Annotated in this window: 23 protein-coding genes, 3 pseudogenes and 1 riboswitch; of the genes and pseudogenes, 11 read left to right on the top strand and 15 right to left on the bottom strand. The window is 70.3% G+C overall.

Annotation, left to right across the window (positions count from 1 at the left end; all coding sequences use genetic code 11):
* Positions 1-132 precede the first annotated feature (132 nt).
* Positions 133-1,731, top strand: coding sequence for an alpha/beta hydrolase (locus OG798_RS12140; RefSeq protein ID WP_095856001.1), 1,599 nt, complete (start codon positions 133-135; stop codon positions 1,729-1,731).
* 61 nt (positions 1,732-1,792) lie between these two features.
* Here OG798_RS12140 and OG798_RS12135 read toward each other — a convergent pair whose 3' ends face one another.
* Positions 1,793-2,518 (bottom strand): lysophospholipid acyltransferase family protein, encoded by a 726-nt coding sequence (locus OG798_RS12135; RefSeq protein WP_095856002.1) that lies wholly within the window; start codon positions 2,516-2,518, stop codon positions 1,793-1,795.
* 110 nt (positions 2,519-2,628) lie between these two features.
* On the bottom strand, positions 2,629-3,147 hold the full coding sequence (locus tag OG798_RS12130; RefSeq protein ID WP_121416838.1) for a CGNR zinc finger domain-containing protein: 519 nt from the start codon (positions 3,145-3,147) through the stop codon (positions 2,629-2,631).
* A gap of 26 nt (positions 3,148-3,173) precedes the next feature.
* On the opposite strand from OG798_RS12130, the gene OG798_RS12125 reads away from it, so the two are divergent.
* Positions 3,174-3,683, top strand: coding sequence for a GNAT family N-acetyltransferase (locus OG798_RS12125; RefSeq protein WP_095856004.1), 510 nt, complete (start codon positions 3,174-3,176; stop codon positions 3,681-3,683).
* 97 nt (positions 3,684-3,780) lie between these two features.
* Here OG798_RS12125 and metE read toward each other — a convergent pair whose 3' ends face one another.
* The 6 genes and pseudogenes from metE to OG798_RS12095 all read right to left on the bottom strand — a co-directional run bounded on the left by metE (position 3,781) and on the right by OG798_RS12095 (position 10,620).
* A complete protein-coding gene (gene metE, locus OG798_RS12120; RefSeq protein WP_328756968.1) occupies positions 3,781-6,105 on the bottom strand; it encodes a 5-methyltetrahydropteroyltriglutamate--homocysteine S-methyltransferase in 2,325 nt (774 codons plus the stop codon).
* A gap of 165 nt (positions 6,106-6,270) precedes the next feature.
* Positions 6,271-6,493, bottom strand: a riboswitch (cobalamin riboswitch).
* 97 nt (positions 6,494-6,590) lie between these two features.
* A pseudogene (locus tag OG798_RS12115) lies at positions 6,591-6,704 on the bottom strand (3-hydroxyacyl-CoA dehydrogenase family protein); the annotation flags it as partial.
* 44 nt (positions 6,705-6,748) lie between these two features.
* Entirely contained in the window at positions 6,749-7,120 is a 372-nt protein-coding gene (locus OG798_RS12110; protein ID WP_328756967.1) for a tyrosine-type recombinase/integrase, read from the bottom strand.
* A 402-nt stretch (positions 7,121-7,522) separates the two neighbouring features.
* A complete protein-coding gene (locus OG798_RS12105; RefSeq protein WP_121416842.1) occupies positions 7,523-7,795 on the bottom strand; it encodes a glutaredoxin domain-containing protein in 273 nt (90 codons plus the stop codon).
* A gap of 49 nt (positions 7,796-7,844) precedes the next feature.
* Positions 7,845-9,203, bottom strand: coding sequence for an SMI1/KNR4 family protein (locus OG798_RS12100; protein WP_267061136.1), 1,359 nt, complete (start codon positions 9,201-9,203; stop codon positions 7,845-7,847).
* Between the two features lie 106 nt (positions 9,204-9,309).
* Complete coding sequence (locus OG798_RS12095) at positions 9,310-10,620, bottom strand: hypothetical protein (RefSeq protein WP_328756966.1); 1,311 nt, start codon at positions 10,618-10,620, stop codon at positions 9,310-9,312.
* A 45-nt stretch (positions 10,621-10,665) separates the two neighbouring features.
* Here OG798_RS12095 and OG798_RS12090 point away from each other — a divergent pair, with 45 nt between their 5' ends.
* Positions 10,666-10,899, top strand: a complete 234-nt coding sequence (locus tag OG798_RS12090; RefSeq protein WP_218835972.1) for a hypothetical protein — start codon at positions 10,666-10,668, stop codon at positions 10,897-10,899.
* Between the two features lie 47 nt (positions 10,900-10,946).
* Positions 10,947-12,032: a hypothetical protein gene (locus OG798_RS12085; protein WP_328756965.1), complete on the top strand. Its 1,086-nt coding sequence runs from the start codon at positions 10,947-10,949 to the stop codon at positions 12,030-12,032.
* A gap of 77 nt (positions 12,033-12,109) precedes the next feature.
* Here OG798_RS12085 and OG798_RS12080 read toward each other — a convergent pair whose 3' ends face one another.
* The 3 genes and pseudogenes from OG798_RS12080 to aceA all read right to left on the bottom strand — a co-directional run.
* Complete coding sequence (locus OG798_RS12080) at positions 12,110-13,030, bottom strand: 3-hydroxybutyryl-CoA dehydrogenase (RefSeq protein WP_267061134.1); 921 nt, start codon at positions 13,028-13,030, stop codon at positions 12,110-12,112.
* Positions 13,027-14,618 (bottom strand): annotated as a pseudogene (aceB, locus tag OG798_RS12075) (malate synthase A). Before aceB ends, OG798_RS12080 begins: the two are co-directional and overlap by 4 nt.
* Before the next feature lie 110 nt (positions 14,619-14,728).
* Positions 14,729-16,009: pseudogene (gene aceA / locus OG798_RS12070) on the bottom strand (isocitrate lyase); the annotation flags it as partial.
* Between the two features lie 375 nt (positions 16,010-16,384).
* On the opposite strand from aceA, the gene OG798_RS12065 reads away from it, so the two are divergent.
* Positions 16,385-17,788 carry a short-chain fatty acyl-CoA regulator family protein gene (locus OG798_RS12065; RefSeq protein ID WP_328756964.1) on the top strand — a complete coding sequence of 468 codons (1,404 nt, stop codon included), beginning with the start codon at positions 16,385-16,387 and terminating at the stop codon, positions 17,786-17,788.
* Positions 17,789-17,864: 76 nt separating this feature from the next.
* On the opposite strand, the gene OG798_RS12060 is transcribed toward OG798_RS12065, so the two are convergent.
* Positions 17,865-18,245, bottom strand: a complete 381-nt coding sequence (locus OG798_RS12060; protein ID WP_097226538.1) for a winged helix-turn-helix transcriptional regulator — start codon at positions 18,243-18,245, stop codon at positions 17,865-17,867.
* Positions 18,246-18,387: 142 nt separating this feature from the next.
* On the opposite strand from OG798_RS12060, the gene OG798_RS12055 reads away from it, so the two are divergent.
* The 3 genes from OG798_RS12055 to OG798_RS12045 all read left to right on the top strand — a co-directional run bounded on the left by OG798_RS12055 (position 18,388) and on the right by OG798_RS12045 (position 19,777).
* Positions 18,388-18,795, top strand: a complete 408-nt coding sequence (locus OG798_RS12055) for a RidA family protein (RefSeq protein WP_267061131.1) — start codon at positions 18,388-18,390, stop codon at positions 18,793-18,795.
* Between the two features lie 72 nt (positions 18,796-18,867).
* Positions 18,868-19,374 (top strand): GbsR/MarR family transcriptional regulator, encoded by a 507-nt coding sequence (locus OG798_RS12050; protein ID WP_218835973.1) that lies wholly within the window; start codon positions 18,868-18,870, stop codon positions 19,372-19,374.
* Positions 19,375-19,432: 58 nt separating this feature from the next.
* Positions 19,433-19,777, top strand: coding sequence for a hypothetical protein (locus OG798_RS12045; RefSeq protein WP_328756963.1), 345 nt, complete (start codon positions 19,433-19,435; stop codon positions 19,775-19,777).
* Positions 19,778-19,881: 104 nt separating this feature from the next.
* Here the strand turns inward: OG798_RS12045 and rocD are convergent, their stop codons facing one another.
* From rocD to OG798_RS12030, 3 genes are all read right to left on the bottom strand, one after another.
* Positions 19,882-21,132, bottom strand: coding sequence for an ornithine--oxo-acid transaminase (gene rocD, locus OG798_RS12040; protein WP_267061130.1), 1,251 nt, complete (start codon positions 21,130-21,132; stop codon positions 19,882-19,884).
* A complete protein-coding gene (gene ddaH, locus OG798_RS12035; RefSeq protein ID WP_261686944.1) occupies positions 21,129-21,950 on the bottom strand; it encodes a dimethylargininase in 822 nt (273 codons plus the stop codon). The genes rocD and ddaH overlap by 4 nt, the downstream gene beginning before the upstream one ends.
* Positions 21,951-22,073: 123 nt before the next feature.
* A complete protein-coding gene (locus tag OG798_RS12030) occupies positions 22,074-22,586 on the bottom strand; it encodes an Lrp/AsnC family transcriptional regulator (RefSeq protein ID WP_067378689.1) in 513 nt (170 codons plus the stop codon).
* Between the two features lie 119 nt (positions 22,587-22,705).
* Here OG798_RS12030 and OG798_RS12025 point away from each other — a divergent pair, with 119 nt between their 5' ends.
* Genes OG798_RS12025 through OG798_RS12015 form a run of 3 tightly spaced genes read left to right on the top strand, consistent with a single transcriptional unit; the run spans position 22,706 to position 25,584 of the window.
* Positions 22,706-23,461: a LytR/AlgR family response regulator transcription factor gene (locus OG798_RS12025; RefSeq protein WP_267061129.1), complete on the top strand. Its 756-nt coding sequence runs from the start codon at positions 22,706-22,708 to the stop codon at positions 23,459-23,461.
* Between the two features lie 14 nt (positions 23,462-23,475).
* On the top strand, positions 23,476-23,835 hold the full coding sequence (locus OG798_RS12020; RefSeq protein WP_328756962.1) for a hypothetical protein: 360 nt from the start codon (positions 23,476-23,478) through the stop codon (positions 23,833-23,835).
* Positions 23,836-23,838: 3 nt separating this feature from the next.
* On the top strand, positions 23,839-25,584 hold the full coding sequence (locus OG798_RS12015; RefSeq protein ID WP_267061128.1) for a sodium/solute symporter: 1,746 nt from the start codon (positions 23,839-23,841) through the stop codon (positions 25,582-25,584).
* Positions 25,585-25,605 lie beyond the last annotated feature (21 nt).

Raw genomic sequence — 25,605 nt, 5'->3', positions numbered from 1 at the left:
TACTCTCCGCTCAACGGGACTTGGTGCTCCGGTTATCGGAATGGTAAAGAAGGCCGGTCACCCCTGTTCTCAGAGACCTCACAGCAGAAAGGATCCCCGTACCAATCGCAACGATGTACGGGGAGGTCCCACTTGAGGGCTAAGAGACCGACGAGACGCCTGACCGCGTTCGCTTCGGCCGGAGCACTCGTCACGGCGACCCTGATAGCCGGAGCCGTCGCGGCGCCGTCGGCCACCGCCGACTCGCGTCACGGTCAGGACCGTGAGGCCCGCGGCGCGGCGATCGCCGCCGCCCGAGCCGCGAAGGCCGGGATCAACTGGCAGGACTGCCCTGCGGACTGGGGCTTCGAGAAGCCGATCCAGTGCGGCTGGGTCTCCGTCCCGCTCGACTACGCCCACCCCTACGGCAAGCAGATCAAGCTCGCCGTCGACCGTATCGGGAACACCGGGACCAAGGCGGAGCGCCAGGGCGCGCTCGTCTACAACCCGGGTGGCCCCGGTGGTTCGGGCATGCGTTTCCCGCGCCGCGTCACCACCAAGGCCCCCCTGTGGGTCAACACCTCGAAGGCGTACGACTTCGTGGGCTTCGACCCGCGCGGTGTCGGTCACTCCGCCCCGATCTCCTGCATTGACCCGCAGGAGTTCGTGAAGGCGCCCAAGGCCGACCCGGTCCCGGACTCCGAGGCCGACAAGCGCGTCCAGCGCAAGCTCGCCGCCGCGTACGCGGACGGCTGTGCCAAGCGCAGCGGCAAGGCGATGCTGGCGCAGATGACCACGCCCAACACCGCCCGCGACCTGGACGTCATCAGGGCCGGACTCGGTGAGAAGAAGCTCAACTACCTGGGCGTCTCCTACGGCACCTACCTCGGCGCCGTCTACGGCACCCTGTTCCCGGGCCACGTCCGCCGCATGGTCGTCGACAGTGTCGTCAACCCGGCGAAGGAGAACATCTGGTACCAGGCCAACCTGGAGCAGGACATCGCCTTCGAGGGCCGCTGGAAGGACTGGGAGGACTGGGTCGCCAAGAACGACGCCGCCTTCCACCTCGGCGACACCCGCGCCAAGGTCCAGGACCAGTGGCTGAAGCTGCGGGCCACCGCGAAGAAGAGCCCGCTCGGTGGCGTCGTCGGCCCCGCCGAACTGATCTCCTTCTTCCAGAGCGCCCCGTACTACGACTCGTCGTGGGTGCCGGTCGCGACGGCGTTCAGCAAGTACGTCGCCGGTGACACCCAGGCGCTCGTCGACGCCGCCGCCCCCGACCTGTCCGACACCGCGGGCAACATCGCCTCGGAGAACGGCAACGCCGTCTACACGGCCGTCGAGTGCGCGGACGCCAAGTGGCCCACCAGCTGGTCTAAGTGGGACAAGGACAACACGAAGCTCCACAAGAGCTACCCGTTCATGACGTGGGCCAACGCGTGGATGAACCTGCCCTGCGCGACCTGGCCGGTCAAGCAGCAGACCCCGGTGAACGTCAAGACCGGCAAGGGCCTGCCCGCCGTCCTGATCGTGCAGTCCACGCGTGACGCCGCCACCCCGTACCCCGGCGCCGTCGAACTGCACAAGCGCTTCAAGGGCTCCCGCCTGATCACCGAGAACGGTGCGGGCTCGCACGGTGTGACCGGCCTGGTCAACCCGTGCATCAACACCCGTGTGGACTCCTACTTGCTCACGGGCAAGACGGACGCGGCCGATGTGACGTGCACCCCGCACGCCACGCCGACCGCGTAACACCCCACGCACAGAGGGGCGGCCGGATCCCCGGCCGCCCCTTCTGCCTGTCGTGCGTCTCTCAACTCAAGGGTATCCGCGGGAACTTGCGGGCCTGGGCCGCGACCTCGGCCGCCTCCTCCGCCTTGACGACGGCCGCGTACCGGTCGACGTACTCCTGCTCGGAGAGGGTGAGGATGGCGTACATGATCTCGTCGGTGACGGCGCGCAGGATGGCCTTCTCGTTCTCCATCCCGGCGTAGCGGGAGAAGTCGAGGGGCTTCCCGAAGCGGATCACCACGGGGTGGAGGCTCGGGATCTTCTGGCCCGGCGGCTGTGCCTCGAAGGTGCCGATCATGGCGCAGGGGATGACCGGAACCCCGGCCTTCAGCGCCATGACCGCGACGCCGACCTTGCCCTTGTAGAGGCGCCCGTCGTGCGAACGCGTCCCCTCCGGGTAGATGCCGAGCAGTTCGTCCTTGCGCAGCACGCCCAGTCCCTCGCGGATCGCGGCCTGGCCCGCGTCCTTGCCGGAGCGGTCCACCGGGATCTGCCCCGCGCTGCGGAAGAAGGCGGCCGTCAGCCGTCCCTTGATACCGGGCCCCGTGAAGTACTCGGCCTTCGCCAGGAAGGTGATGCGACGCTTCAGGATCGCGGGCATCAGGAAGTGGTCCGAGAACGAGAGATGGTTGCCGGCCACGATGGCGGGACCCGACGCCGGTATGTACTCAAGGCCCTCGATCCGAGGCCGGAACACCAGCCTCAACAGTGGACCCAGAAGCACGTATTTGAGCACGTAGTAAAACACGGTGTCTCTCCAACTCTACCGAATCGGCTCTCGGGCCGCGTTCTTCCGGACTTCATCCCTGAGGATGCTCTACTGGCCACGTAGGGGATAGGGGCAGCTCGTGACCCTCGTCAAACGCTGCGCGCCCGGTGGCGGCGTACCGCGTCGCGGTTGGCGCAGCGCGGGGAGCAGTACCGCTGCCGTCCGGTGCGGGAGGTGTCGGCGAAGATCGTGGTGCACTCGCTCACGGCGCAGCGTCGGAGGCGGTGCATGCCCCGTCCTGTCAGGTGCAATGCGGTACCCACGGCGATGAGTGAGAACAGTACGGAGCCGAGTGTCTGCCGGTCGTCGCGGAAGTGCAGGTGCCAGCCGCTGCCGGCGTGGTTGGACATCCGCGGGTGGGCGGCGGCCGCCGCCAGCATCCGGTTGAGCAGCTCGGCGCGTTCGTGTTCGTCGGTGGCATCGACGACCTCCTCCCACGCCTTCAGTGCGTCCTGGGTGCGGTCGAGGTCCTGGGGGGTGGCCGGGTTCTCCAGCACCAGCCCGGCGGCGCGGCAGCGCTCCGCGAGCTCCTCGACGCCGGTCGGGCGCCGGTTGGCGAGATCGGCGGCCAGGTTCACGGCATCCTCGCCGTAAGGGTTGAGATGCATAAGACCATTACATCAGTCTGGTCGGCATGGGACAACGCAAGGGAAACGGGCCGGCCGTGCGGCAGGCGGTGGAGTACGACCTGGTGGAGCTCGTACGTCTGCGGGCCCTGCTGTTCGAGGACCTCGGCGGTGACTTCTTCAGCCCCGCGTCGGCGGACGACGACTGGCTGGACGCCCTGGCCGTGGTGCTGAAGGAACAGCTGACCTCGGATGCCGTGCGCATCCTCGTGGTGGACGGCGACGGTGACAGCGACGGCGACCGTGGCCTGGCCGCCTGTGGGATCGCCACCATCGAGCAGCGGTTGCCCGGCCCGCATCTGCGCAACGGCCGGATCGGGCACGTGATCGGCGTGGTCACCGACCCGTCGTACCGGCGCCGCGGTCACAGCCGCTCGATCATGCGGGGCCTGCTCGACTGGTTCGGGGAACGTGAGGTCGCCCGAGTGGACCTGTACGCCTCAGTGGAAGGCGAACCGCTGTACCGCGAACTCGGCTTCACCCACCACCCCGACCCCGCGCTGTACTGGCGCCCGTGAGCCACCGGACGCCATGGGGGCGCGGGGCTTGTGGTGTGGTGGGTAGCCGGTGGGCCGAGAAAGCGGTGGGCGTGCTCTCCCGGCCCGTCGTACGGGCTCAGGACGCGGAAAGCTCCGTGCGGACCGTCCGCGCCGCGGTGACCAGGTTCTCCAGCGAGGCGCGAGTCTCGGGCCAGGCGCGGGTCTTCAGGCCGCAGTCGGGGTTGACCCACAGTCGTTCGGCGGGAATGGCCTTGAGGCCGGTGCGGAGCAGTGCGGCGGCCTCCTCGGTGCTCGGTACGCGGGGGGAGTGGATGTCGTACACGCCGGGTCCGGCCTCGCGCGGGTAGCCGTGTCCGGCGAGTTCGCGGGCGACCTGCATGTGGGAGCGGGCGGCCTCGAGGCTGATGACGTCGGCGTCGAGGTCGTCGATGGCCTGGACGATGTCGCCGAACTCGGCGTAGCACATGTGGGTGTGGATCTGGGTGTCCGGGCGTACGCCCGCGGTGGTGAGGCGGAACGCCTCGGTGGCCCACGCCAGATACTCCGGATGGTCGCAGGCGCGCAGCGGCAGGGTCTCGCGCAGCGCGGGTTCGTCCACCTGGATGACCGAAGTCCCGGCCGTCTCCAGGTCGTTCACCTCGTCGCGCAGGGCGAGGGCGACCTGTCGGGCGGTGTCGGCGAGGGGCTGGTCGTCGCGGACGAAGGACCAGGCGAGCATGGTGACGGGGCCGGTGAGCATGCCCTTGACCGGCTTGGTGGTGAGGGACTGGGCGTACGTCGTCCAGCGCACCGTCATCGCTTCCGGGCGGGAGATGTCGCCGGCCAGGATCGGCGGGCGTACGTAGCGGGTGCCGTAGGACTGGACCCAGCCGTGCTGCGTGGCGAGGTAGCCGGTGAGCTGTTCGGCGAAGTACTGGACCATGTCGTTGCGTTCGGCCTCGCCGTGCACGAGGACGTCGAGGCCGGTCTTCTCCTGGAAGGAGATCACCTCGCCGATCTCGGCCCTGATGCGTTCCTCGTACCCGGCGCTGTCGATCCGTCCCGCGCGCAGGTCCGCCCGCGCGGTGCGCAGTTCGGCGGTCTGCGGGAAGGAGCCGATGGTGGTGGTCGGCAGCAGGGGCAGCCGCAGGTGGGCGCGCTGGGCGGCGGCCCGTTCGGGGTAGGGCTGGGAGCGGCGGGCGTCGGTGGCGGTGACGGCGGTGGTGCGGGCGCGTACCGCGGGGTCGTGGGTGAGCGCCGATCCGACGCGGGAGGCCAGGTCGGCCCGGTTGGCGGCGAGTTCGGCCGCGATGGTGTCGGTGCCGCCCCCGAGGCCCTTGGCGAGGGTGACGATCTCGGCGGTCTTCTGGCGGGCGAAGGCGAGCCAGCGCAGGATCTGCGGCTCGATGTCGCGTTCGGCGGTGGTGTCGAGCGGGACGTGCAGCAGCGAGCAGGAGGCGGCCACGTCGACCCGGCCGGCCAGTCCGAGCAGGGTGCCGAGGGTGGCGAGGGACTTCTCCAGGTCGTTGACCCAGATGTTGCGCCCGTTGACGACCCCGGCGACCAGACGCCTGCCGGGCAGCCCGCCCACGGCGGCGAGCGCGTCCAGGTTGGCGGCGGCGGCCTCGGTGAAGTCGAGCGCCAGGCCCTCCACCGGAGCCTTGGCGAGCACGGGCAGCGCGTCACCGAGGCGGTCGAAGTACGAGGCGACCAACAGCTTCGGGCGCTCGGTGAGCCCTCCCAGGTCGCGGTAGGCGCGCGCGGCGGCGTTCAGCTCGGCGGGCGTACGGTCCTGGACCAGGGCCGGTTCGTCGAGCTGCACCCACTCGGCGCCGGCCGTGCGGAGGTCGGCGAGGACCTGGGCGTACACGGGCAGCAGCCGGTCGAGGAGCGTCAGCGGGTCGAAGTCCGCGGCGACGCCGGGCGCGGGCTTGGCGAGCAGCAGGTAGGTGACCGGTCCGACCAGCACCGGGCGGGCGCTCAGCCCGAGGGCGAGGGCCTCCTTGAGCTCGGTGACCTGCTTGGTGGAGTCGGCCGTGAAGACGGTGTCCGGGCCCAACTCGGGGACCAGGTAGTGGTAGTTGGTGTCGAACCACTTGGTCATCTCCAGCGGCGCCGCGTCCTGGGTGCCGCGCGCCATCGCGAAGTAGCCGTCCAGCGCGTCGGCCTCGACGGCGGCGCGGTGGCGTTCGGGGATCGCGCCGACCATGACGCTGGTGTCCAGCACGTGGTCGTAGTACGAGAAGTCGCCGGTGGGTACCTCGTGGATGCCGGCTTCGGCCAGCTGCCGCCAGTTGGCGGCGCGCAGTTCGGTGGCGGTGGCGGTGGCGCGGAGGGCGTCGGCGTCGACGCGGCCCTTCCAGTAGCCCTCGATCGCCTTCTTCAGCTCCCGGCTCTGTCCCTGGCGGGGGTAGCCGTACACGGTGGCCCGTGCCGCCGCGGCTGCGGACTTCGCTGTCACGGAAATCTCCTTCGCGAGATATCTCCCTGGGATCCCGGGACGGGACGAGGGCGCGAAGGGGGTGACGAACCGGACGGAAACAACCCCCGCGCGACAGCGCGGTCGTCCGCCCGATATGTACGCCGACCCGCCCACGAGGTCACCGGGATGTCCGCGCACGAGTGGTTCGTACGCGGGCAACGGGCAGGTCTTCGGACTCGCGGGCACGTCCTCCGGACGGAGGACACCTACTGGCCGTCGCTTCCCAGGTCCTGTTCACCGGACCCAGTGCGTATGACGGCGGTCGTTCCCACTCACCGCTGCGGGGCAGTCCCGGATTCCCACCGGGTTCCCTCTTGCGACGCATCCCGCCTGGCGGACGGGGCGAACCAGTTGCACCGACCAGCCTAGGGGGCGCTCACCCGGCGCGGCGGACCACGTCCGGCATTCGGACGGTGAGCTGGGACACGCGGTCCGGACTCCTCGGCCCGGTCGCGCCGGGATGCTCACTCCTGGCCGTACACGTGGAACCCGCGGCCGGTCTTGCGGCCCAGCAGCCCTGCCTCCACCATCCGCTGGAGCAGCGGGGGCGGCGCGTAGAGGGGTTCCTTGAACTCCTCTTACACGTTGTCAGTGTGCGCGACTACCGCTGCCACCCGCGGTTTCATGCCCTGTTCTGGGTCTGTGGGGCGCCCAGGGAGTCCTCAGGGACATTCGGTTGTGGATCTTGATCGAACCACTCGTCCATGGCTGCGAGGCCCCGCTTGCCCGCCCCGGGCATGAAGTGAGCGTAGTGCGTCAGCGTGGTCTGCGGCGAGGCATGCCCGAGCCACTCCGACACGCTCACTATCGACTCGCCGGCCTCGAGCTGGGTACTCGCGTACGTGTGCCGGAGGACGTGGAACATGTCCTCGCGGGAGAGTTCGTAGACGGGGTACCGACGGCTGCGACCTCCGTGCGTCTCAGCTTTCTCGCCGACCTTCTTCACGACACCGGCCGCCGCGAGTGTGGGCCGCCAGCTCCGCTTGCTCCACATCGAGTAGTTGATTCGATTGGCATGCGGGGAGCTCAGGACCAGCCGGACGCTGATCGGTCTACGTTGTCGCCCTTCCAGCTCGGTCGTCGGCGGCTCAGGGTTGCGCCACGGGAGCGTGCAGGAGATCGAAGGGAAGCGGCGCAGGTGGTCCTGGACACGCTTGGCGAGGTTGGGGGAGAGGGGAACGTCTCGCGTTTTGCCGCCCTTGGGCAGGCAGAAGTACGGCCTTCCATGGCTTCCCTCCTGCTCGACCGTCGTGTTCCGGGTTCTACGACGGCATGGTCCAGGTGCTGTGCGAGGCGAAACAGAGCGGGCTCGCGTTGGAGTGGCGTCAGACGGCCCTCGACCGCGACCAGGCCGACCACAGGCCGTCGGCCTCGGCCCTCTGCTCTCAGCGCCAGGTCAGGACGAGAGTAGGTGCGGCGCGTACTCGCGGACGGCATCCAGCAGTTGTCGCTTCGACGGGTTGACCATGGCGTGCCCGGCGACGGTGACGGTGGGCACCGTCTCGTTTCCGTCCGCGACGGAGCGGGCGAACGCCGCTGCGTCCTTGTCCCGCCAGATGTTCCGCTTGGTGTAACGCAGGCGCGTGAAGAGCAGGCTCAGCCGCAGGTTCATGCAGAACACGCAGCCGGGCCGCCAGTACATCACGAGGCCGTCGCTTTCCTCGGTCATGCACTTCCCTCGTACGGTGTTGCTGTCCCTGGCGGCCGGAACTTCCAGCCTACGGGACACCGGGGCCCGTACCTCGGGGCGTGGCCAGGATCTCGCGGCCGCGGTCCGGGGTGATCAGCTGGGCCAGGACCGGGTCGGCGAACAGGGATATCGGGGCAATATGGTCCTCGCACACCGGGTGCCACAGGCGTAGCGCTGCACGGAGTTCGGGCCAGGCTTCGTCACACAGGCCCGCGCGGGCCGTGCGGACCTTGGCGGGGTCGGACATTGGGTCGGGTTCGGGCCGCGGGCCGCCGCCCGCGTACAGGGTGACGACGATCGGCCCCGTACGGATCGGCGGCTCGTCGGGAGCCTGAAAGGCCGGCTGCCCGGCGAGGCGGTCGGCGACGGCGTGCACGGCCGCGTCGAACTCTGGTCCGCCGAAGGTGAGCCGGAAGCCCGGCTCGGCCGCCCGGGCCTCGTAGTCGGCGACGAGCGCCCGCACAGGTGCGGGCGCGTGCTCCTTGAGCCGCGGCAGGGGCCGCAGGTCGTGGGGGTGCGCGAGCTGGTCCTGCCGGACCAGGAGCGGTAGGAGTTCCGCGGCGAAGAGCGGGCTGAGCAGGAGGTCGTCGTTCCCCGGGCGGTACCACATCAGGCTCGCGATGTGGCCGCGCCAGTCGCCGAGCATCGCCTTCATCTGCATGCTCAGCACATCTGCTCGCTCCCGCCCGTACTCGTGCGCCTGGGCGAACACTGACAGCGGTCCGTCGACCGCCCCGGCCAGCGCCTCGCATCGGGCCCGCTCGACCTCCGCGTCCCAGTGGTCCCGGGTGGCGCCCGGCGGCTTGCGCAGGGCGTGGAAGGACACCCACTGTCGGCGCATGAGGCCGTGGAAGGAGCCGTACCGCTCCGGTCCCTCGCCGGACCAGGAGGCGAGCCAGTACGCCGCCCACTCGCCGTCTACGTCCACGTCGTCGGGGTCGAGCAGCATGACCGCCGCGTCACCCGCAAGGGACAGGCGCAGGCAGCGCGCTAGGACCTTCGCCTCCTGAACGCCGAACGCCTCCTCACCGTCCTCGTCCTCTTCGACATCGTCCTCCGCGAGGTCTTCCCAGACCTCGATCCAGGTGCGGTCGTCGGTGTCCCGCAGCCATTCCAGCTCCGCGGCGCCCGCCAGCCGGTAGATGAAGTTGCCCGCGTCCCGCCACCCGTTGGTGACCAGCAGGAACTCCCGCAGCGAAGGCGGCAGCCGGCGCCCCAGCCGGGCCTCGGCCGCAGCGACCTCGGCCTCACTGGCCGGCGCGAACCCGAGCCAGGCGTCCCGCACGACCTCCTGCGCGAGCGGTGCGTCCTTGTCCGGGTCGTGCCCCGCGATCCACTCCGCGCTCCACTGCTCCAGAAACGGCCGCCACGTCGTACGCTCACCCATCGTCCCCTCCGCCTCTCGCGCTCCGTCGTCCGACTTCACCTCACCACACGGGTACGACAACGGGTTGCGGCCCGACTCGGCTACGCCCGCCTTCCGCGGGAAGAGATCAAGACCCGTGACCGCGCCCCGGCCCCGGGCTTCGAGAGAGCCAGAGGTCCCGGTTGCCCGCGATCAGCACGCGCCCGTCCGCGAGGGTGACCGCAGTTCTCGGGGGGTCCTCGCTGCAGCCGAGGCCGCCGCGTTTCCAGTCCGTGGTCGTCCCGTTGCCGACCCAGATGGAACTGCACAGCACGGTGCGGGTGTTCGGCTTGGACTTGGGGCGGGGGGCCGAGCCGACCAGGACCGGGTGGCCCGCGGAGTCGACGGTCGCGGCAGTGATCTCGCCGGAGCCCATGGCCGAAGTGTCCATCCGGGTCCAGTGGGTGCCGTCCTGGCTGGTGAGAACCAGCGGGAGGGAGTCGTAGAAGGCGCCGGCCCTGGCATAGCCACCCACGGCGAACCAGTGGTCCGACGCGTACAGGATGCTGTGCACCTGTGTGCCCGGTGGCATTCCGGTAATTTCGCCGGACGTCCAGTGCACGCCGCCGTCCGCGCTGCGCCAGAACGGGATCGTGCCCGTGGAGTGGAAGTCGTAGGCGTTGGTCGCTGCCGCGCCGAAGGCGACGACCTCCTTGCCGTTGACGCCGAAGTCGCCCACGGGTGTGGACGGTTGCCGGCCGTCGATCGGCGGCAGCGGCACGCGACGCACGGTCTTGCCCGCGTCGTCGGACGCGAACACGTACGGAGACTCCACCCGGTCGACCGTCTGGCCGCCGCCGATCAGCAGTCCTGAGCCGACCTTCACCGCGGTGTTCACCGAGGCGTCGTCCGCGGTCTCCTGCTCGGGGTGGGTGTTGAACGTCAGTGGCAGCGTGGCGAGCCGGAACTGCTCGCCGTTCGGTGCCCGGCGGGTCAACGTGGCGCCGACACCGATCAGCGAACCGTCGTCCCACGGCACCACCACGTCGCCCGGCAGGCCGCCACCGGGCCAGCCGCTGCGCATGGAGTACGGCACGTCGGTTTCGTCGTCGGCGCCCGGCTTCGGGTTGATCGAGAGCTTCGTACAGCCGTCGGAACCAGTCCAGTTGACGTTCACATAGCGGTACCCGTTGGCGAATGTCCCCTCGCCCAGGGCGCAGTCACCCAGCGGCACCAGCTGGCGCAGACCCTCGCGGGGCGCCACGTACCCCTTGTTGTGCGGGCCGGTCACCGACGGGTAGTCCACCGCGCCCGCATACTCCTTGAACCCGAGCTCTGCCGCGCTCGTGTCCCCCGTGCCGGTGTCCCCTGCGTTGATCCTGCCGCAGCCGCCCAGTACCAGGGCCGCACTGGCTGCCAGGCTCGCGACGGCGGCGAGCCTCCCCCCACGTGTTCTCATCCCTCCACGCTACTGAACTCGAACACGTGAATGCCGGGCGCTGCCATGGTGGGCGCTGCATACGACAGCCTCGGCTACGACGGATTCCACGACTGGCCCCTGCTCCAGGACCGCTACACGCTCGCCGTCCCGTTCGAATACGCTGCCACCCTCGGCCTCATCGGCATCGAGTACGTTCCGCCCGTCGGCGCCCGCGAGGACTACCGCGACAACTGGGGCGGCGACGACCTCGACCAACTCTCCTGCTATGACGGCCTGCTCGCCCTGTGCCTGAACTAGTCCGGCGGGGGAATATGGCGGGGACACGAGGGGAACGTCTCGCGGCGGTGCGGCTCCGGCTCTCGCGCGGCGAGATCACCGGTCCGGACGCGCTTGCGGACGCCCGCAGGCTCGCGTCCGTCCTGCGCGACGGAGACCTTGAGGCCACCCTCCCACTCGGCCTGCTCTACTTCGCCCGTTTTGAGGTCGATCACGATGACGCCGACCTTGATCAGGCCGCCGACCTGCTCGGCCCCTGTTTCGTCGCCGGTGTGGAGGATCTGCCGTCACCGCTGGTGCCGCTACTCGCCGCAGAGGCAGTCCGCACGGCCATCGCCTGGTACGGATCGGGCCCCGGCGCTGCCGATACCCCGCATCTGACCGCCACGATCGACCTGTTCCGGCGCATCCTGGCTGCCATTCCCGCCGACCACCCACGCCGGACGCCGTCGCGTTCTGGGCTGGCGATCATGTTGGCTGATCGAGGTGAACGTCTCGGCATGCCCACCGATCTTGACGAGGCCATAACAATCGGTCGGCGTCTTGCCGGCGACCTGTCGGCCGGCGATCCCAACCGTGGCCTGTGCCTGTCCAATTTGGCGATGGCGCTTCTGGGCCGCCATGAGTACACGGGCGACGGCACCGACTTGGACGAGTCCATCGAAGCCAGTCGCGCCACCGTTGAAGACGCGGCACCCGACGAACCCGCCCGGGGAAAGTTCCTGTCCAACCTCGGAACGGCACTGCTGGCACGTTTCGAACGCACCGGCGACGACAGAGATCTGCACGCGGCGATCGACGCTGGCGAGGAGGCGGTGCGCACCGCTCCCGCCGGGCACCCTGACCTGCCGGCGATCCGGTCCAACCTCGGCGCTGCCATACAGACCCGGGCCGAACGGACCGGAGCGGGCCACGACGACGCTGTCCAACTGGCCAGGGCTGCCGTTCACGCTGTCCCCGCTGGCCACCTCGATCGCGCTCTCGTTCTCGTCAGCCTTGGGACCGCGCTGCACGAGCGCGCCGAACGCACGGGTGAGTCCAAGGACTTGGACGAGGCCATCGCGGTCCTCCGCGCCCGCCGGTGGCGCGGGCCGACTGTACAATCTGGCGAACGCACTGCGATTGCGCCACGACCGGACCGGAGCGCGCGCTGACCTGGACGCCGCCGTCCTGACCGCTGAGGAGGCGGTGCGCGTCCTGCCTGCCGGCCATGTCGAGCGACCTTTATTTGTCACCAGGCAAGATGTGGTTTACGTCCGTGGCCGGTTCCTCGCGCCGCTCGCCGTACTGGTCGCAGTGCATAGAAGCCCGAGCCGGTCTTCCGGCCCAGTCGGCCCGCGTCCACCATGCGCTGGAGCAGCGGGGGAGCGGCGTACAGCGGCTCCTTGTACTCCTCGTACAGGGACTCCGCGATCGAGGCGACGGTGTCGAGGCCGATCAGGTCGGCCAGTCTCAGCGGGCCCATGGGGTGGGCGCAGCCCAGTTCCATACCCGTGTCGACGTCGGCGGCGGAGGCGAAGCCGGACTCCGTCATGCGGACGGCCGACAGCAGGTAGGGGATGAGCAGGGCGTTGACGACGAAGCCGGCGCGGTCCTGGGAGCGGATGACGGTCTTGCCCAGGATCCGGGTGACGAAGTCCTCGACGGCGCCGACCGTTTTGGGGGCCGTGTGGAGGGAGGTCACGACCTCCACCAGCGGCAGCACGGGCACGGGGTTGAAGAAGTGCAGGCCGAGGACGCGGTCGGCGCGGTGGGTCGCCCTGCCGAGGCGCATGACGGGCAGGGAGGAGGTGTTGCTCGCCAGGACCGCGTCCGGGGCCTCGACGATCTTGTCCAGTGCGGTGAAGATCTCCGTCTTGGCGTCGGCGTTCTCCACGACGGCCTCGACGACGAGCTGCCGGTCGGCCAGCTCTTCGAGGCTGCCGGAGAAGACCGTCCGGTCGAGGGCGTCCCGTGCCGCGGCTCGCGTCAGCTTGCCGCGCTCCACCGCGCAGTCCAACGAGGCCGCCACCCGGTCGCGTGCGGCGCGGGCGGCGACCGCGTCCACCTCGCACACGACGGTGTCCAGTCCGGCCCGCGCGCACACTTCGGCGATCCCGGCGCCCATCTGCCCGCCGCCGACCACGCCCACCCGACGGATGTCCCGGCTCATGACGCGGCCTCGGCGTGCCGGACGAGGTGACGGGGGTAGGCGTCCGGGGTGAAGAACAGTGGCAACTCCGGTGCCAGGGCGGTTCGTTCGAAGAGGGCTCGCACCTCGTCGAGGGCCGCCCAGGGGTGCTCGGCACCCAGCGTGGCGAGTTCGTCGTCGAGCAGCAGCAGTACCGTCTCCTGGTCGACGACCCGGTGCCGCAGCCACTGCCAGATCTGCACCCGGGCGATCTCGGCGGTCGCCGCGTCCTCCATCAGGCCGTACAGGGCCACAGTCCCCTGCCCACGCAGCCAGGCGTCGAAGTAGCGCAGCGCGACCGCGATGTTGGTACGTAACCCTCCGGTGTGGGCGGCCCCCTGGCGCGGCGCACCGACAGCAGGTCCGCGGCGGTCACCTCGGCGTCGTCGCGGGTGCGCTCGATCTGGTGGGGCCGGTCGCCGAGGACGCCGTCGAAGACCTCGCGGCACACCGGCACAAGCCCGGGGTGGGCGACCCAGGAGCCGTCGAAGCCGTCCTCCGCCTCGCGCTCCTTGTCGAGCCGGACCTTGGCCAGGGCCGCCTCGTGGGCGGCCCGGTCCCTGCCGGGCACGTGGGCGGCCATGCCGCCGAGGGCGTGAGCGCCGCGCCGGTGGCAGGTGCGGACGAGGAGTTCGGTGTAGGCCCGCATGAAGGGGGCGGTCATCGTCACCCTCGCCCGGTCTGGCAGCAGGAAGTCCGTGCGGTGGCCGAAGGTCTTGATCAGGCTGAACAGGTAGTCCCACCGGCCCGCGTTGAGGCCGGCGCTGTGCTCGCGCAGCTCGTAGAGGATCTCCTCCATCTCGAAGGCCGCAGTGATCGTCTCGATGAGGACGGTGGCGCGGACGATGCCGCGGGGGATGCCCAGCAGTTCCTGGGCGAGCACGAAGACGTCGTTCCACAGCCGGGCCTCGTAACGGTTCTCCAGCTTCGGCAGATAGAAGTACGGCCCGTACCCGGCGTCGATCTGACGCCGCGCGCAGTGGAAGAAGTACAGGCCGAAGTCGACGAGGGAGGCGGGCACGGGCCGGCCGTCGAAGTCCAGGTGCTCCTCCGTCAGGTGCCAGCCGCGCGGCCGCACCATGATGGTGGCGAGCCGTTCGCCCAGCCGGTACTCCTTGCCCTCCCCGGTGGTGAAGTCGATCCGGCGCTCGATGGCATCGAGCAGGTTGAGCTGGCCGTCGATGACGTTGTCCCAGGTGGGTGAGGTGGCGTCCTCGAAGTCCGCCATCCACACCTGGGCACCGGAGTTGAGCGCGTTGACGGTCACACGGCGGTCGGGCGGCCCGGTGATCTCCACGCGGCGGTCGGTCAGTCCCGGAGCCGGCGCAGCCACCCGCCAGGAGAGGTCGGCACGGACGGCTGCGGTGGCGAGGGGGAAGTCGAGCGGGGCTCCGGCCGCGAGCCGAATGGCCTGCCGCCTGCGCTCCTTCAGGAGTTCCTGTCGACGTCCGACGAAGGCGTCGGCGAGGCGTCCTACGAAGTCCAGGGCGGCGGGGGTGAGGATCTCGTCGTGCCGGTCGCCCGGTGCCGCGAGGACGCGGACGTGGCGGGTCGGTGCGCTGGTGGACATCAGGATCTCCTGATCGAGGGGAGGGAGAGCGGAGCGGGAGCCGGACGGGACGCTCGCCCGACTCCCGCCCGCTCAGGGGAGGGTGCGCGCGGGCGTCCTTGCGGGCCCCAGTGGAACTGCTCCTCCTCGGTGGAGCCGGCCAGGGCAGTCGTGGAGGAGGCCGGGTTGACGGCCGTGGAGACCAGGTCGAAGTAGCCGGTGCCGACCTCGCGTTGGTGCCTGACGGCGGTGAAGCCGTGCTTCTGTGCGGCGAACTCCCGCTCCTGGAGGTCGACATAGGCGGTCATGCCGTGCTCGGCGTAGCCGCGGGCCAGGTCGAACATGCCGTGGTTGAGGGAGTGGAACCCGGCCAGCGTGATGAACTGGAAGCGGTATCCCATCGCACCCAACTCCCGCTGGAACTTGGCGATCTGGTCGTCGTCCAGAGCGGCCTTCCAGTTGAAGGACGGCGAGCAGTTATAGGCGAGCATCTGGTCCGGATACCGGGCGTGGACGGCCTCGGCGAACTCGCGGGCCTGGGCCAGGTCGGGGGTGCCGGTCTCGACCCAGATCAGGTCGGCGTACGGGGCGTAGGCGAGACCGCGGGCGATGACCGGCGCCATGCCGCCCCGCACGCGGTAGAAGCCCTCGGCGGTGCGCTCGCCGGTGACGAACTGGGCGTCGCGCTCGTCGACGTCGCTGGTGAGCAGGTTGGCGGCGAGGGCGTCGGTGCGGGCGACGACGAGGGTCGGCACGTCGGCGATGTCGGCCGCGAGCCGGGCCGCGTTGAGGGTGCGGATGTGCTGGGAGGTGGGCACGAGGACCTTGCCGCCGAGGTGGCCGCACTTCTTCTCCGAGGCCAGTTGGTCCTCGTAGTGGATGCCCGCGGCGCCGGCCGCGATCATCGCCTTGGTCAGCTCGAATGCGTTGAGCGGGCCGCCGAATCCGGCCTCCGCGTCGGCGACGATCGGGGCCAGCCAGTCGGTGGTGTCCGCGCCGCCCTCGGCGGTGGCGATCTGGTCGGCGCGCAGCAGTGCGTTGTTGATGCGCCGGACGACCTGCGGAACGGAGTTGACGGGGTAGAGACTCTGGTCGGGGTAGGTGTGCCCGGCCTGGTTGGCGTCGGCGGCGACCTGCCAGCCGGACAGATAGATGGCCTGGAGACCGGCCCTGACCTGCTGCACGGCCTGACCGCCGGTCAGGGCGCCGAGCGCGTGGACGTAGTCCCGCTCGTGCAGCAGCCGCCACAGACGCTCCGCGCCGCGCCGGGCCAGAGTGTGCTCCTCACGGACGCTGCCGGACAGCCGTACGACGTCCTCCGCGCTGTAGGTGCGCTCGATGCCCTGCCAGCGGGAATCGGTGGCCCAGCGCCGTGTGAGCTCCTCGGCCGTAGTCGTCTTCGGCTCTGTCATGGCCTTCACCGTCTCCCTCGATCGTCCGGTCTGCCAATCCCCGACGTCACTGAGTGGCGGAGTGGCACTGCGTGTCTACTTCATGGATTCGGCCCGCCGCCCGTCGCTGAGTGGAGCCGAGCAACGCTGCCGTGCGGGCGGGTGCCGATGCCGGGATCTCCGACGTCAGGGCGTGAATCGCGCCCGGTTCCGGGTGCCGACCGCCGAAGGTCCGGCGGGCCGCACTAGAACTCTGGCACTGGCACTGAGTGCCATCAACCGTGGACGTATGCCAAGTTCTGTGAATCTTCGAGAGCACTTTTGCCAAGTTTGCCAAGGGTGCGATGAGCCGATTTCGCGTACGCTGACGGCCGTCCGGAGCAGCGGAGGAACACGGTGGGCAAGACCTACGCGGGGGCGCGGCTGAGGCGGCTGCGTGAGGAGCGCCGGATGAGCCAGGCCGAGTTGGCCCGGGTCCTCGGCATCTCGCCCAGCTATCTGAACCAGATGGAACACGACTCCCGGCCGCTCACCGTGCCGGTCCTGCTGAAGCTGACCGAAGCCTTCGGCGTCGACCCCGGCTTCTTCTCGGAGCGCGACACGACCCGGCTGGTCGCGGACCTGCGGGAAGCGCTGGCGGAAGAGATCACCGAAGACCGGGTGACCGCGTCCGACCTCTCGGACCTCGCCTCGCGCATGCCCGCTGTCGCCACGTTCCTGCTCGACCTGGGGCGTCGCAACCAGGCGCTCACCGAGCGGCTCGCCGGAGCCGCGGACGGCCGGGACGGTGCGCAGGAGGCGCCCCGCTCGCCCCATGAGGAGATCCGGGACTTCTTCTACCGTCGCCAGAACTACCTTCACAACACCGACCTCGCGGCCGAGCGACTGGCGGAGGACATCGGCATCCGGCCCGGCGAGGTCGTGCGGGCTCTCACCGAGCGGCTCGCCGACGGGCACGGCGTGCGGTCGGCCGCCGAATCCGGCGATCGCCTGCATCACTACGACGAGGCGTCCCGCACTCTCCATCTGTCGGGCCGCCTGCGCCCCGGTCAGCGGGCGTTCCGGCTGGCGAACCAGCTCGCCCTGCTCGAGTACGGCGACGAACTCGACCGTCAGGCCGCCACCGACTTTCCCGCCGGTTCACCGTCGCACGCGCTGGCCCGGATCGGCATCGCCAACTACTTCGCCGCCGCGCTGATCCTGCCCTACCGCACCTTCCACGCGGCGGCGGAGGAGGTGCGGTACGACATCGAACGCCTCACCGACCGGTACGGCCTCGGCTACGAGACCGTCTGCCACCGTCTGAGCACCCTCCAGCGCCCGCGGCTGCGCGGAGTTCCCTTCTCCTTCGTCCGGGTCGACCGGGCCGGCAACCTGTCCAAACGGCAGTCCGCGACCGACTTCCACTTCTCCCGGACCGGTGGCACCTGCCCCCTGTGGAACGTCTACGAGGCGTTCGCGGCCCCCGGCCGCATCCACGTCCAGATCGCCGAAATGCCCGACGGCCAGCGCTACTTGTGGACGGCACGTGCCCTGACCCGCCACCGCGGAGGCTGGGGCGAACCCGGCAAGGCCTACGCCATCGGCCTGGGCTGCGAGATCCGCCACGCCGCACGCCTCGTCTACGCCGACGGACTCGACCTCGGCAATGCCGCCGCCACCCCCATCGGCATGGGCTGCCGCAGCTGCGAACGCACCGACTGCCCCCAGCGTGCCGCACCCCCGCTCGGCCGGCGACTGAGAATCGACGAGAACGACAGCACGTTCGTCCCGTACCCGGTGGTCGACCCTGCGCCTTGAGGGCACGGAGAAGGCGCCTGACGGGGACGCGAGCGTCCGTCGAACGCGACGGTCGCGCGGGTGAGTGCTTGAGCCGTCAGGCGTCGAAGCGGCGGCGGGCGGCCTCGATGTGGCTGAGGTACTGGTGGGTCCAGCCACACATTGCGTCGACCGTGGCGCGAAGGCCCTGGCCCGATTCGGTGAGGGTGTATTCGACCCGCGGCGGCACGGTGGGGTGCACGCGGCGCTCGACCAGGCCGTTGCGCTCCAGCATGCGCAGGTTCTGGGTGAGCATCTTGTGGCTGACGCCCTCGATCTCGTCGCGCAGCTCGGTGAAGCGCAGGGTGCGTTCACCGAGAGCCTCGATGATCAGGAACGCCCACTTGTTGGCGACGTCGGAGAAGATCTCCCGCGCCAAAGAGTCCGCGCGCCTCAGGTCCGCATCCTCGGGCGAGCCGTTGAACTGCTTGGTCACCATAAGGTTCCCCAGTCACTGAAAAGTGCGTTCTTCCAGGTCAGCGGCCACTCTCCTACAGTTCCCGAGTAACCACAAGAGACCGAGGGCCTCTTGGCTCGGTGGACGCGAGCCCAAGGGCGCTCATGACAAGGAGGCAGGCAGCATGGCCATCACCCTGGTGAACCCCAGTGGATTGCCGAAGATCCCGGTGTACCAGCAGGTGTCGATCGCGACCGGGTCGAAGCTGGTCTTCATCGCCGGGCAGGTCGCCTGGGACGCCGAGGGGGTCACGGTCGGCGAAGGCGACCTCGCCGCTCAGGTCGAGCGGAGCTACCTCAACGTCGGCACCGCGCTGGCCGAGGTCGGCGCCTCCTTCGACGACGTGGCGAAGCTGACCGTCTACGTCGTCGACTGGACCCCCGACAAGATGCCCCTGTTCCTGGAAGGAGTCGCGCGGGCCTCCGCGAAGCTGGGGATCACCCCGATGGCGCCGGGCACGCTGATCGGCGTGGCGGCACTGGACGTCCCCGACCATCTGGTGGAGGTCGAAGCCACCGCGATCATCGACTGACCAGCCGCTCTTCGCCGTCGCCCGCCACTGAGATGACACAAATCTGTGTCATCTCAGTCATTGGTGGTAGGTTTGGGCGATGTGCCGAGTGACAGCCAGCTGATCTTCGCCGACCATGTCGGGCGGTTCTATGCCCGCCAGTACGGGTTTCCGCCGATGGCCGGGCGCCTGTTGGGGTACCTGCTCGTCTGCGACCCGCCTCATCAGACGATCGACGAGCTGAGCCGGGCGCTGCTGGCGAGCCGGAGTGCCATCACCGGCGCGGTGAAGCTGCTCGAGAGCTATGGGACGGCGCGGCGCACGCGTGCTGCCGGCGAGCGTATGGACAGGGTGAGCCTGGATCCGGCCGGCCGGCAGCCGCAGAACTTCGACTCCGCCATCCACAAGGAGCATGCGGCGCTGTTCAGGGAGGGACTGGCACTGCTCGCCGACGCTCCACCGGAGCGGCGTGCGCCACTCGAAGAGATGGCCGCACTGGCCGAGTTCCTGGCCGACCGCCTGCCCAAGCTGGTGGACGAGTGGCACGCACACCGCGACACGCTGCGCGCCTCGGGAAAGCTGCCCAGCCCCGGCGCATAGCCGCACAAGGTCCAGGGCCGGCCGGTCCCGGAACGAAACCACGGAGAGGTTGCCCGTCATGACCGAGCCCGACCTGTCTGCCTTGCGGGAACGCGCCGAGCGCGGCGACGCCTCCGCGACCGACGAGCTGATCGAACTCGCCACCGAACTCGGCGACCTGAACGAACTGCGCCGCCTCGCGGACGCGGGCAACCCCACCGCGACCGACGAACTCATCCAACACGCCGCAGAGCAGGGCGACCTCCAAGAACTGCGCCGCCTCTCGGACCGCGGCAACGCCACGGCCACCGACCAGCTGATCGAACTCGCCACCGAACTGGACAACATGGACGAGCTGCGACGCCTCGCCGACCAGGGCAACACGACAGCGGCCGAGCAACTCGCGGAGCTCACCGCCGAGTGAGGGGTTTCCTCAACGGATGGCCGCTCTGCTCGTCGAGGCGGCAGCTCGGCGGGGGCATGGCGTGCCCGCCGCCGAGATTCCGCCGTCGACATCCGGTGCCGGTGTCAGACTCCCTGTGACAGCACCTTCTCCAAGGCGCCCAGGGCGGACTGGAGTTCCTCACCGGTGATGGTCAACGGCGGGGCCAGTCGGATCGTGGATCCATGGGTGTCCTTGACCAGAACTCCCTCGCGCATCAGGCCCTCGCTGATCTCGCGCCCGGTGCCGATGGCCGGGTCGATGTCGACGCCCGCCCACAGCCCGCGAGAGCGGAAGCCCTCCACGCCCCGGCCCACGAGCGCCGTCAGGCCACTGCGCAGGACCACGCCCAACTCGGCCGCCCTGCTCTGGTATTCACCGGTCTCCAGGAGCCCGACGACCGCGGAGCCGACCGCCGCGGCCAGCGGATTGCCGCCGAAGGTCGAGCCGTGCTCACCGGGCCGCAGCACCCCGAGCACGTCCCGGCGGCCGACCACCGCCGACACCGGCACGATGCCGCCGCCGAGTGCCTTGCCCAGGAGGAGCAGGTCGGGGACGACCTCCTCGTGTTCCACGGCGAGCGTGGTGCCGGTGCGGCCCAGGCCGGACTGGATCTCGTCCGCGATGAACAGACACCCGGCGCGCCGGGTCAGCTCCCGGACACCGGTCAGGTAGCCGTCGTCCGGGATGACGACGCCCGCCTCGCCCTGGATGGGCTCGATCAGCACGGCCGCGGTGGTCTCGTCCACGGCGGCTTCCAGCGCGGCGAGGTCGTTGTACGGGACGACGCGGAAGCCCGGGGTGAAGGGGCCGAAGCCGGCGCGGGCCGTCTCGTCCGTCGAGAAGCTCACGATCGTCGTCGTACGGCCGTGGAAGTTGTCCGCGGCCACCACGATCGTCGCCCGGTCCGGTGCCACGCCCTTCACCTCGTACGCCCACTTGCGGGCCACCTTGATGGCGCTCTCCACCGCCTCCGCGCCCGTGTTCATCGGCAGGACCATGTCCAGGCCGGTCAACTCGGCCAGCGACTCGGCGAACTGGGCCAGCCGGTCGTTGTGGAAGGCGCGCGAGGTGAGCGTCAGCCGGTCCAGCTGACGGTGGGCCGCGTCGATCAGCACCGGGTTGCGGTGGCCGAAGTTGAGGGCCGAGTAGCCCGCCAGCATGTCGAGGTAACGGCGGCCCTCGACGTCCTCGACCCAGGTGCCCTCGGCGTGGGCGACGACCACGGGAAGCGGGTGGTAGTTGTGCGCGAGGACGGGCTCCTCGGCGCGGATCAGGTCGGCGGAGGAGCGCGGACCGGCGGCGGAGGACGGACGCGTACGGGCGGGAGCGGTCATGAGCGGATCTCCTGGGTGCAGCACTTGATGCCACCGCCGGCCTTGTGGAACTCGGAGAGGTCGACGGGGACGGGGACGTAGCCGTGGCGGGCGAGCCGGTCGGCGAGGGCCTCGGCGCGCGGCGCGATGAACACGTGGCGGCCGTCGGAGACGGAGTTCAGGCCGAAGGTGAACGCGTCCTCACGGGTCGCGAGCACCGCGTCCGGGAAGAGCCGGGCCAGGACCTCGCGACTGCCGGGCGAGAACGCCTCCGGGTAGTACGCGATGTTCGCCTCGGGCCCGTCGTCCAGGACGAAGAGCGCCGTGTCCAGATGGTAGAAGCGCGGGTCCACCAGCTGGAGGCTGACCACCGGGACGCCGAAGAACTCCTGCACCTCGCGGTGCGCCTCGGGGGTCGTACGGAATCCGGTGCCGGCCAGCACGTACCGGCCCACCGGGACGAGGTCGCCCTCGCCCTCGCAGACGGATTCGGGACGGTAGACGTCGAAACCGGCCGCCTTGAACCAGGTCTCGTACGCGGTGGACTCGGGGCGGCGCTGCGGCGCGTGGAAGTACGAGCCGAAGACCCGGCCCGCCAGGACGAGCGCGGAATTCGCCGCGAACACCATGTCCGGGAGATCCGCCACGGGCTCCACGGTGTCCACGGTGTGGCCGTGGGCCCGGTAAGCGCTGATCAGCGCCGCCCACTGGTCACGGGCCAGATCGACGTCCACTTGGGCGTCGGGATGCATCCAGGGATTGATCGCGTACTGCACGGCGAAGTGTCTGGGTTCGCAGACGAGAAAGCGCCGAGGGCGCGGCACACGGCTGTCGGGCACAGAGAGGTACCTCCGCTTCCTGCGGTGTCGACTGGGGGTGCCTCCAAGGTAGGAAACGGGGGATACGGGCGACAAGAGACGAGAGCTGCGTGTGTGCGCAGCATCGCTGCGCAATCGCTCAGGTCAACGCAGGTTTGATGCGTCCAGTGCATCCTGCGGTGCCGCGTGGGTGGCGCCCGCCTCCGGGGCCTCCGGCAGCAGATGCGACAGCACCATGTAGCTGATCGTCTTCCGGATGAAGGGCTCGGTGCGGATCCGCTCCAGCACCTCCTCGAAGTGGTCCACGTCCGTGGCCCGCACATGGAGCAGCGCGTCCGCGCCGCCGGTGACCGTCATGGCCGCGGTGATCTCCGGATGGTTGCGGACCACCTCCGCGAGCCGCCGGGGCGGCGCCGCGCCCTCGCAGTACACCTCGACATACGCCTCCGTGCGCCAGCCGAGCGCCGTCGGCTTCACCGTGGCCGTGAACCCGGTGATCACCCCGGTCTCGCGGAGCCGGTCGACACGGCGCTTGACCGCGGTGGCCGACAGTCCGATCGCCGTGCCGATCTCGGCGAAGCTCGTCCGGGCGTTGGCCATCAGGGCCGTGATGATCTTGCGGTCGAGTTCGTCGAACATCGCGGGCTTGCTGTTCATGGCGGCACTGTATCCAGCGACAACGTCCACGCAACCAGCGACAACGTCCGCATGTCCGGCGACGACGTCCACGTCCCGCACATGTCCAGGCATGCCGATCGCTCCTACACTCCACTGTCATGCTGCGCGCGCTCGCCGTCGACGACGAACAACCGTCCCTCGAGGAACTCCTCTACCTCCTGAACGCTGATCCCCGGATCTCCAGCGCCGAAGGCGCGAGCGACGCGACCGAGGCGCTGCGCCGGATCAACCGGGCCCTGGAGTCCGGACCCGGCGGGCCCGAAGCCATCGACGTCGTCTTCCTCGACATCCACATGCCCGGACTCGACGGACTGGACCTCGCCCGGCTGCTCACCGGCTTCGCCGCACCGCCGCTCGTCGTGTTCGTCACCGCCCACGAGGGCTTCGCCGTCCAGGCCTTCGACCTCAAGGCCGTCGACTACGTCCTCAAGCCGGTACGGCGGGAGCGGCTGGCCGAAGCCGTCCGGCGGGCCGCCCAACTCCAGGACACCGCACCGCGGATACCCGTCCACGAGCCCGACCCGGACCACATATCCGTCGAACTCGGCGGCGTCACCCGCTTCGTGGCCGTCGAGGACATCACCCACGTCGAAGCACACGGCGACTACGCACGTCTGCACACCGCCCAGGGCCGCCATCTCGTCCGCATCCCGCTCTCCACCCTGGAGGAACGCTGGCGCTCACGCGGCTTCGTCCGCATCCACCGGCGCCATCTCGTCGCCCTGCGCCACATCGGCGAACTCCGCCTGGACGCGGGCACCGTGAGCGTCCTCGTCGACACCGTCGAACTCCAGGTCAGCCGCCGGCACGCCCGCGAACTGCGCGATCTGCTGATGCGTCGGACCACGAGCTGAGAGGGGGAAGCGGCGTGCCGCAGGACCCGACCGAACGCCGGGTGGTCGTCACGGGGGTGCCCCGGCGCACCCGCCGCACCTCCGGCTACTACCGGCCCAGGACCGAGATCGACGAACAGACCACGCTCGGCCACACCTACGTCCGATCCCTGATGCGCAGTCAACTCCGCGCCGCACTGGCGGTGTTCGCCGTACTGGTCCTGCTGGTCGGGCCGTTGCCCCTGGTCTTCGCCGCGATGCCGGACGGCGCGAGTCTGGAGTGGGCCGTGCTCGGCTTCTGCGTCTACCCGCCCCTGGTCCTGCTCGCCCGCTGGTACGTGCGGCGCGCGGAGCGCAACGAAAAGGACTTCGTGCGCCTGGTCGAGGACCGCTGAGCCGTGAACCAGAACTACGCCGTCCCCGCCGTCGCCCTCGTCGTCGTGGCGACCGTCCTGGTCGGCGCCTTCGGCCTGCGCATCTCCCGGACCACCTCCGACTTCTACGTCGCCTCACGCACCGTTGGCCCCCGGCTCAACGCGGCCGCGATCAGCGGCGAGTACCTCTCCGCCGCCTCCTTCCTCGGCATCGCGGGCCTCGTCCTCGTCCAGGGCCCCGACATGCTCTGGTACCCCGTCGGCTACACGGCCGGCTATCTCGTGCTGCTCCTGTTCGTCGCGGCCCCGCTGCGCCGCTCCGGCGCGTACACCCTGCCCGACTTCGCGGAGGCACGCCTCGGCTCACCGGCCGTGCGACGCCTCGCCGGTGCCTTCGTGGTCGGGGTCGGCTGGCTGTATCTGCTGCCCCAACTACAGGGCGCCGGGCTGACGTTGGCCGTCCTGACCGACGCGCCCGACTGGTTCGGCGGGGTGCTCGTCGCGTTCGTCGTGGTCGCGACCGTCGCCGCCGGAGGCATGCGCAGCATCACCTTCGTACAGGCCTTCCAGTACTGGCTCAAGCTCACCGCGCTGCTGGTCCCCGCACTCTTCCTGGTCCTCGCGTGGCAGGCCGACGGCGCCCCGCGTCAGGCCTTCGCCGAACCCGCGACCTTCCGCGAGCAGCGCGTCGTCCGCATCGACGACAGCCTCGACCTGAGGCTCTCGGCCCCGCTGGGCGTCACGGCCACCGGCACGGTCGACGGCCACCGCTACGACGGCGAGCGGCTGCGACTCCCCGCGGGCGTCCACCACATCGCGCGCGGCACCCGGCTGACCTTCGCCAAGGGCGACCCCGTCCCGGCCGCCGACCGGGGCACCAACGGCGGCATGTCGACCTCGCTCGCGGCGAGCCGCGAGGAACGCCCGCTGTACGCCACGTACGGACTGATCCTCGCGACCTTCCTCGGCACGATGGGCCTGCCGCACGTCGTCGTCCGCTTCTACACCAGCCCGCACGGCGTCGCGGCCCGCCGCACCACGGTCGCCGTCCTCGGCCTCATCGGCGCGTTCTACCTGCTGCCGCCCGTCTACGGCGCGCTCGGCCGCCTGTACGCCCCCGAACTGAGCCTCACCGGGAACGCCGACGCCGCCGTCCTGCTGCTGCCCGACCGCGTGATCGGCGGGCTCGGCGCGGATCTCCTGGGCGCGCTGGTGGCGGGCGGGGCCTTCGCGGCGTTCCTGTCGACCGCGTCCGGACTGACCATGGCGGTGGCCGGGGTGCTCACCCAGGACGTGCTGCCCTCGCGCGGCGTACGCCACTTCCGGCTGGGCACCGTACTCGCCATGGTGGTACCCCTCGCGGCGAGCGTGATCGTCGGCGGACTGCCCGTCGCCGACGCCGTCGGACTCGCCTTCGCCGTGTCCGCGTCCTCCTTCTGCCCGCTGCTCGTCCTCGGCATCTGGTGGCGGCGGCTGACCCCGCCGGGCGCGGCCGCCGGAATGCTCGTCGGCGGCGGCGCGGCCTTCGTTGCCGTCGCCGCGACCATGGCGGGCTACCCGGGCTCGGGCGCGCTGCACGCACTGCTCGCCTGGCCCGCGCTCTGGTCGGTGCCGCTCGGGTTCCTCACCATGATCCTGGTGTCGCTGGCCACGGCCGGACGGGTGCCGGCCGGGACGGCGGCGATCCTGGCCCGGTTCCACCTGCCGGAAGAACTGGCCGGAGGAGACAGGCGCGCGGACGCCGACGTACGCGGGGAGGCCAGGGCGTGAGCGGATCGTCGAGCGGGGCGG

This window comes from Streptomyces sp. NBC_00271 (assembly GCF_036178845.1).
Lineage (GTDB): Bacteria > Actinomycetota > Actinomycetes > Streptomycetales > Streptomycetaceae > Streptomyces.
Note: the sequence above shows the minus strand (reverse complement) of the source record. Positions and strands in the feature narration are given on the sequence as shown.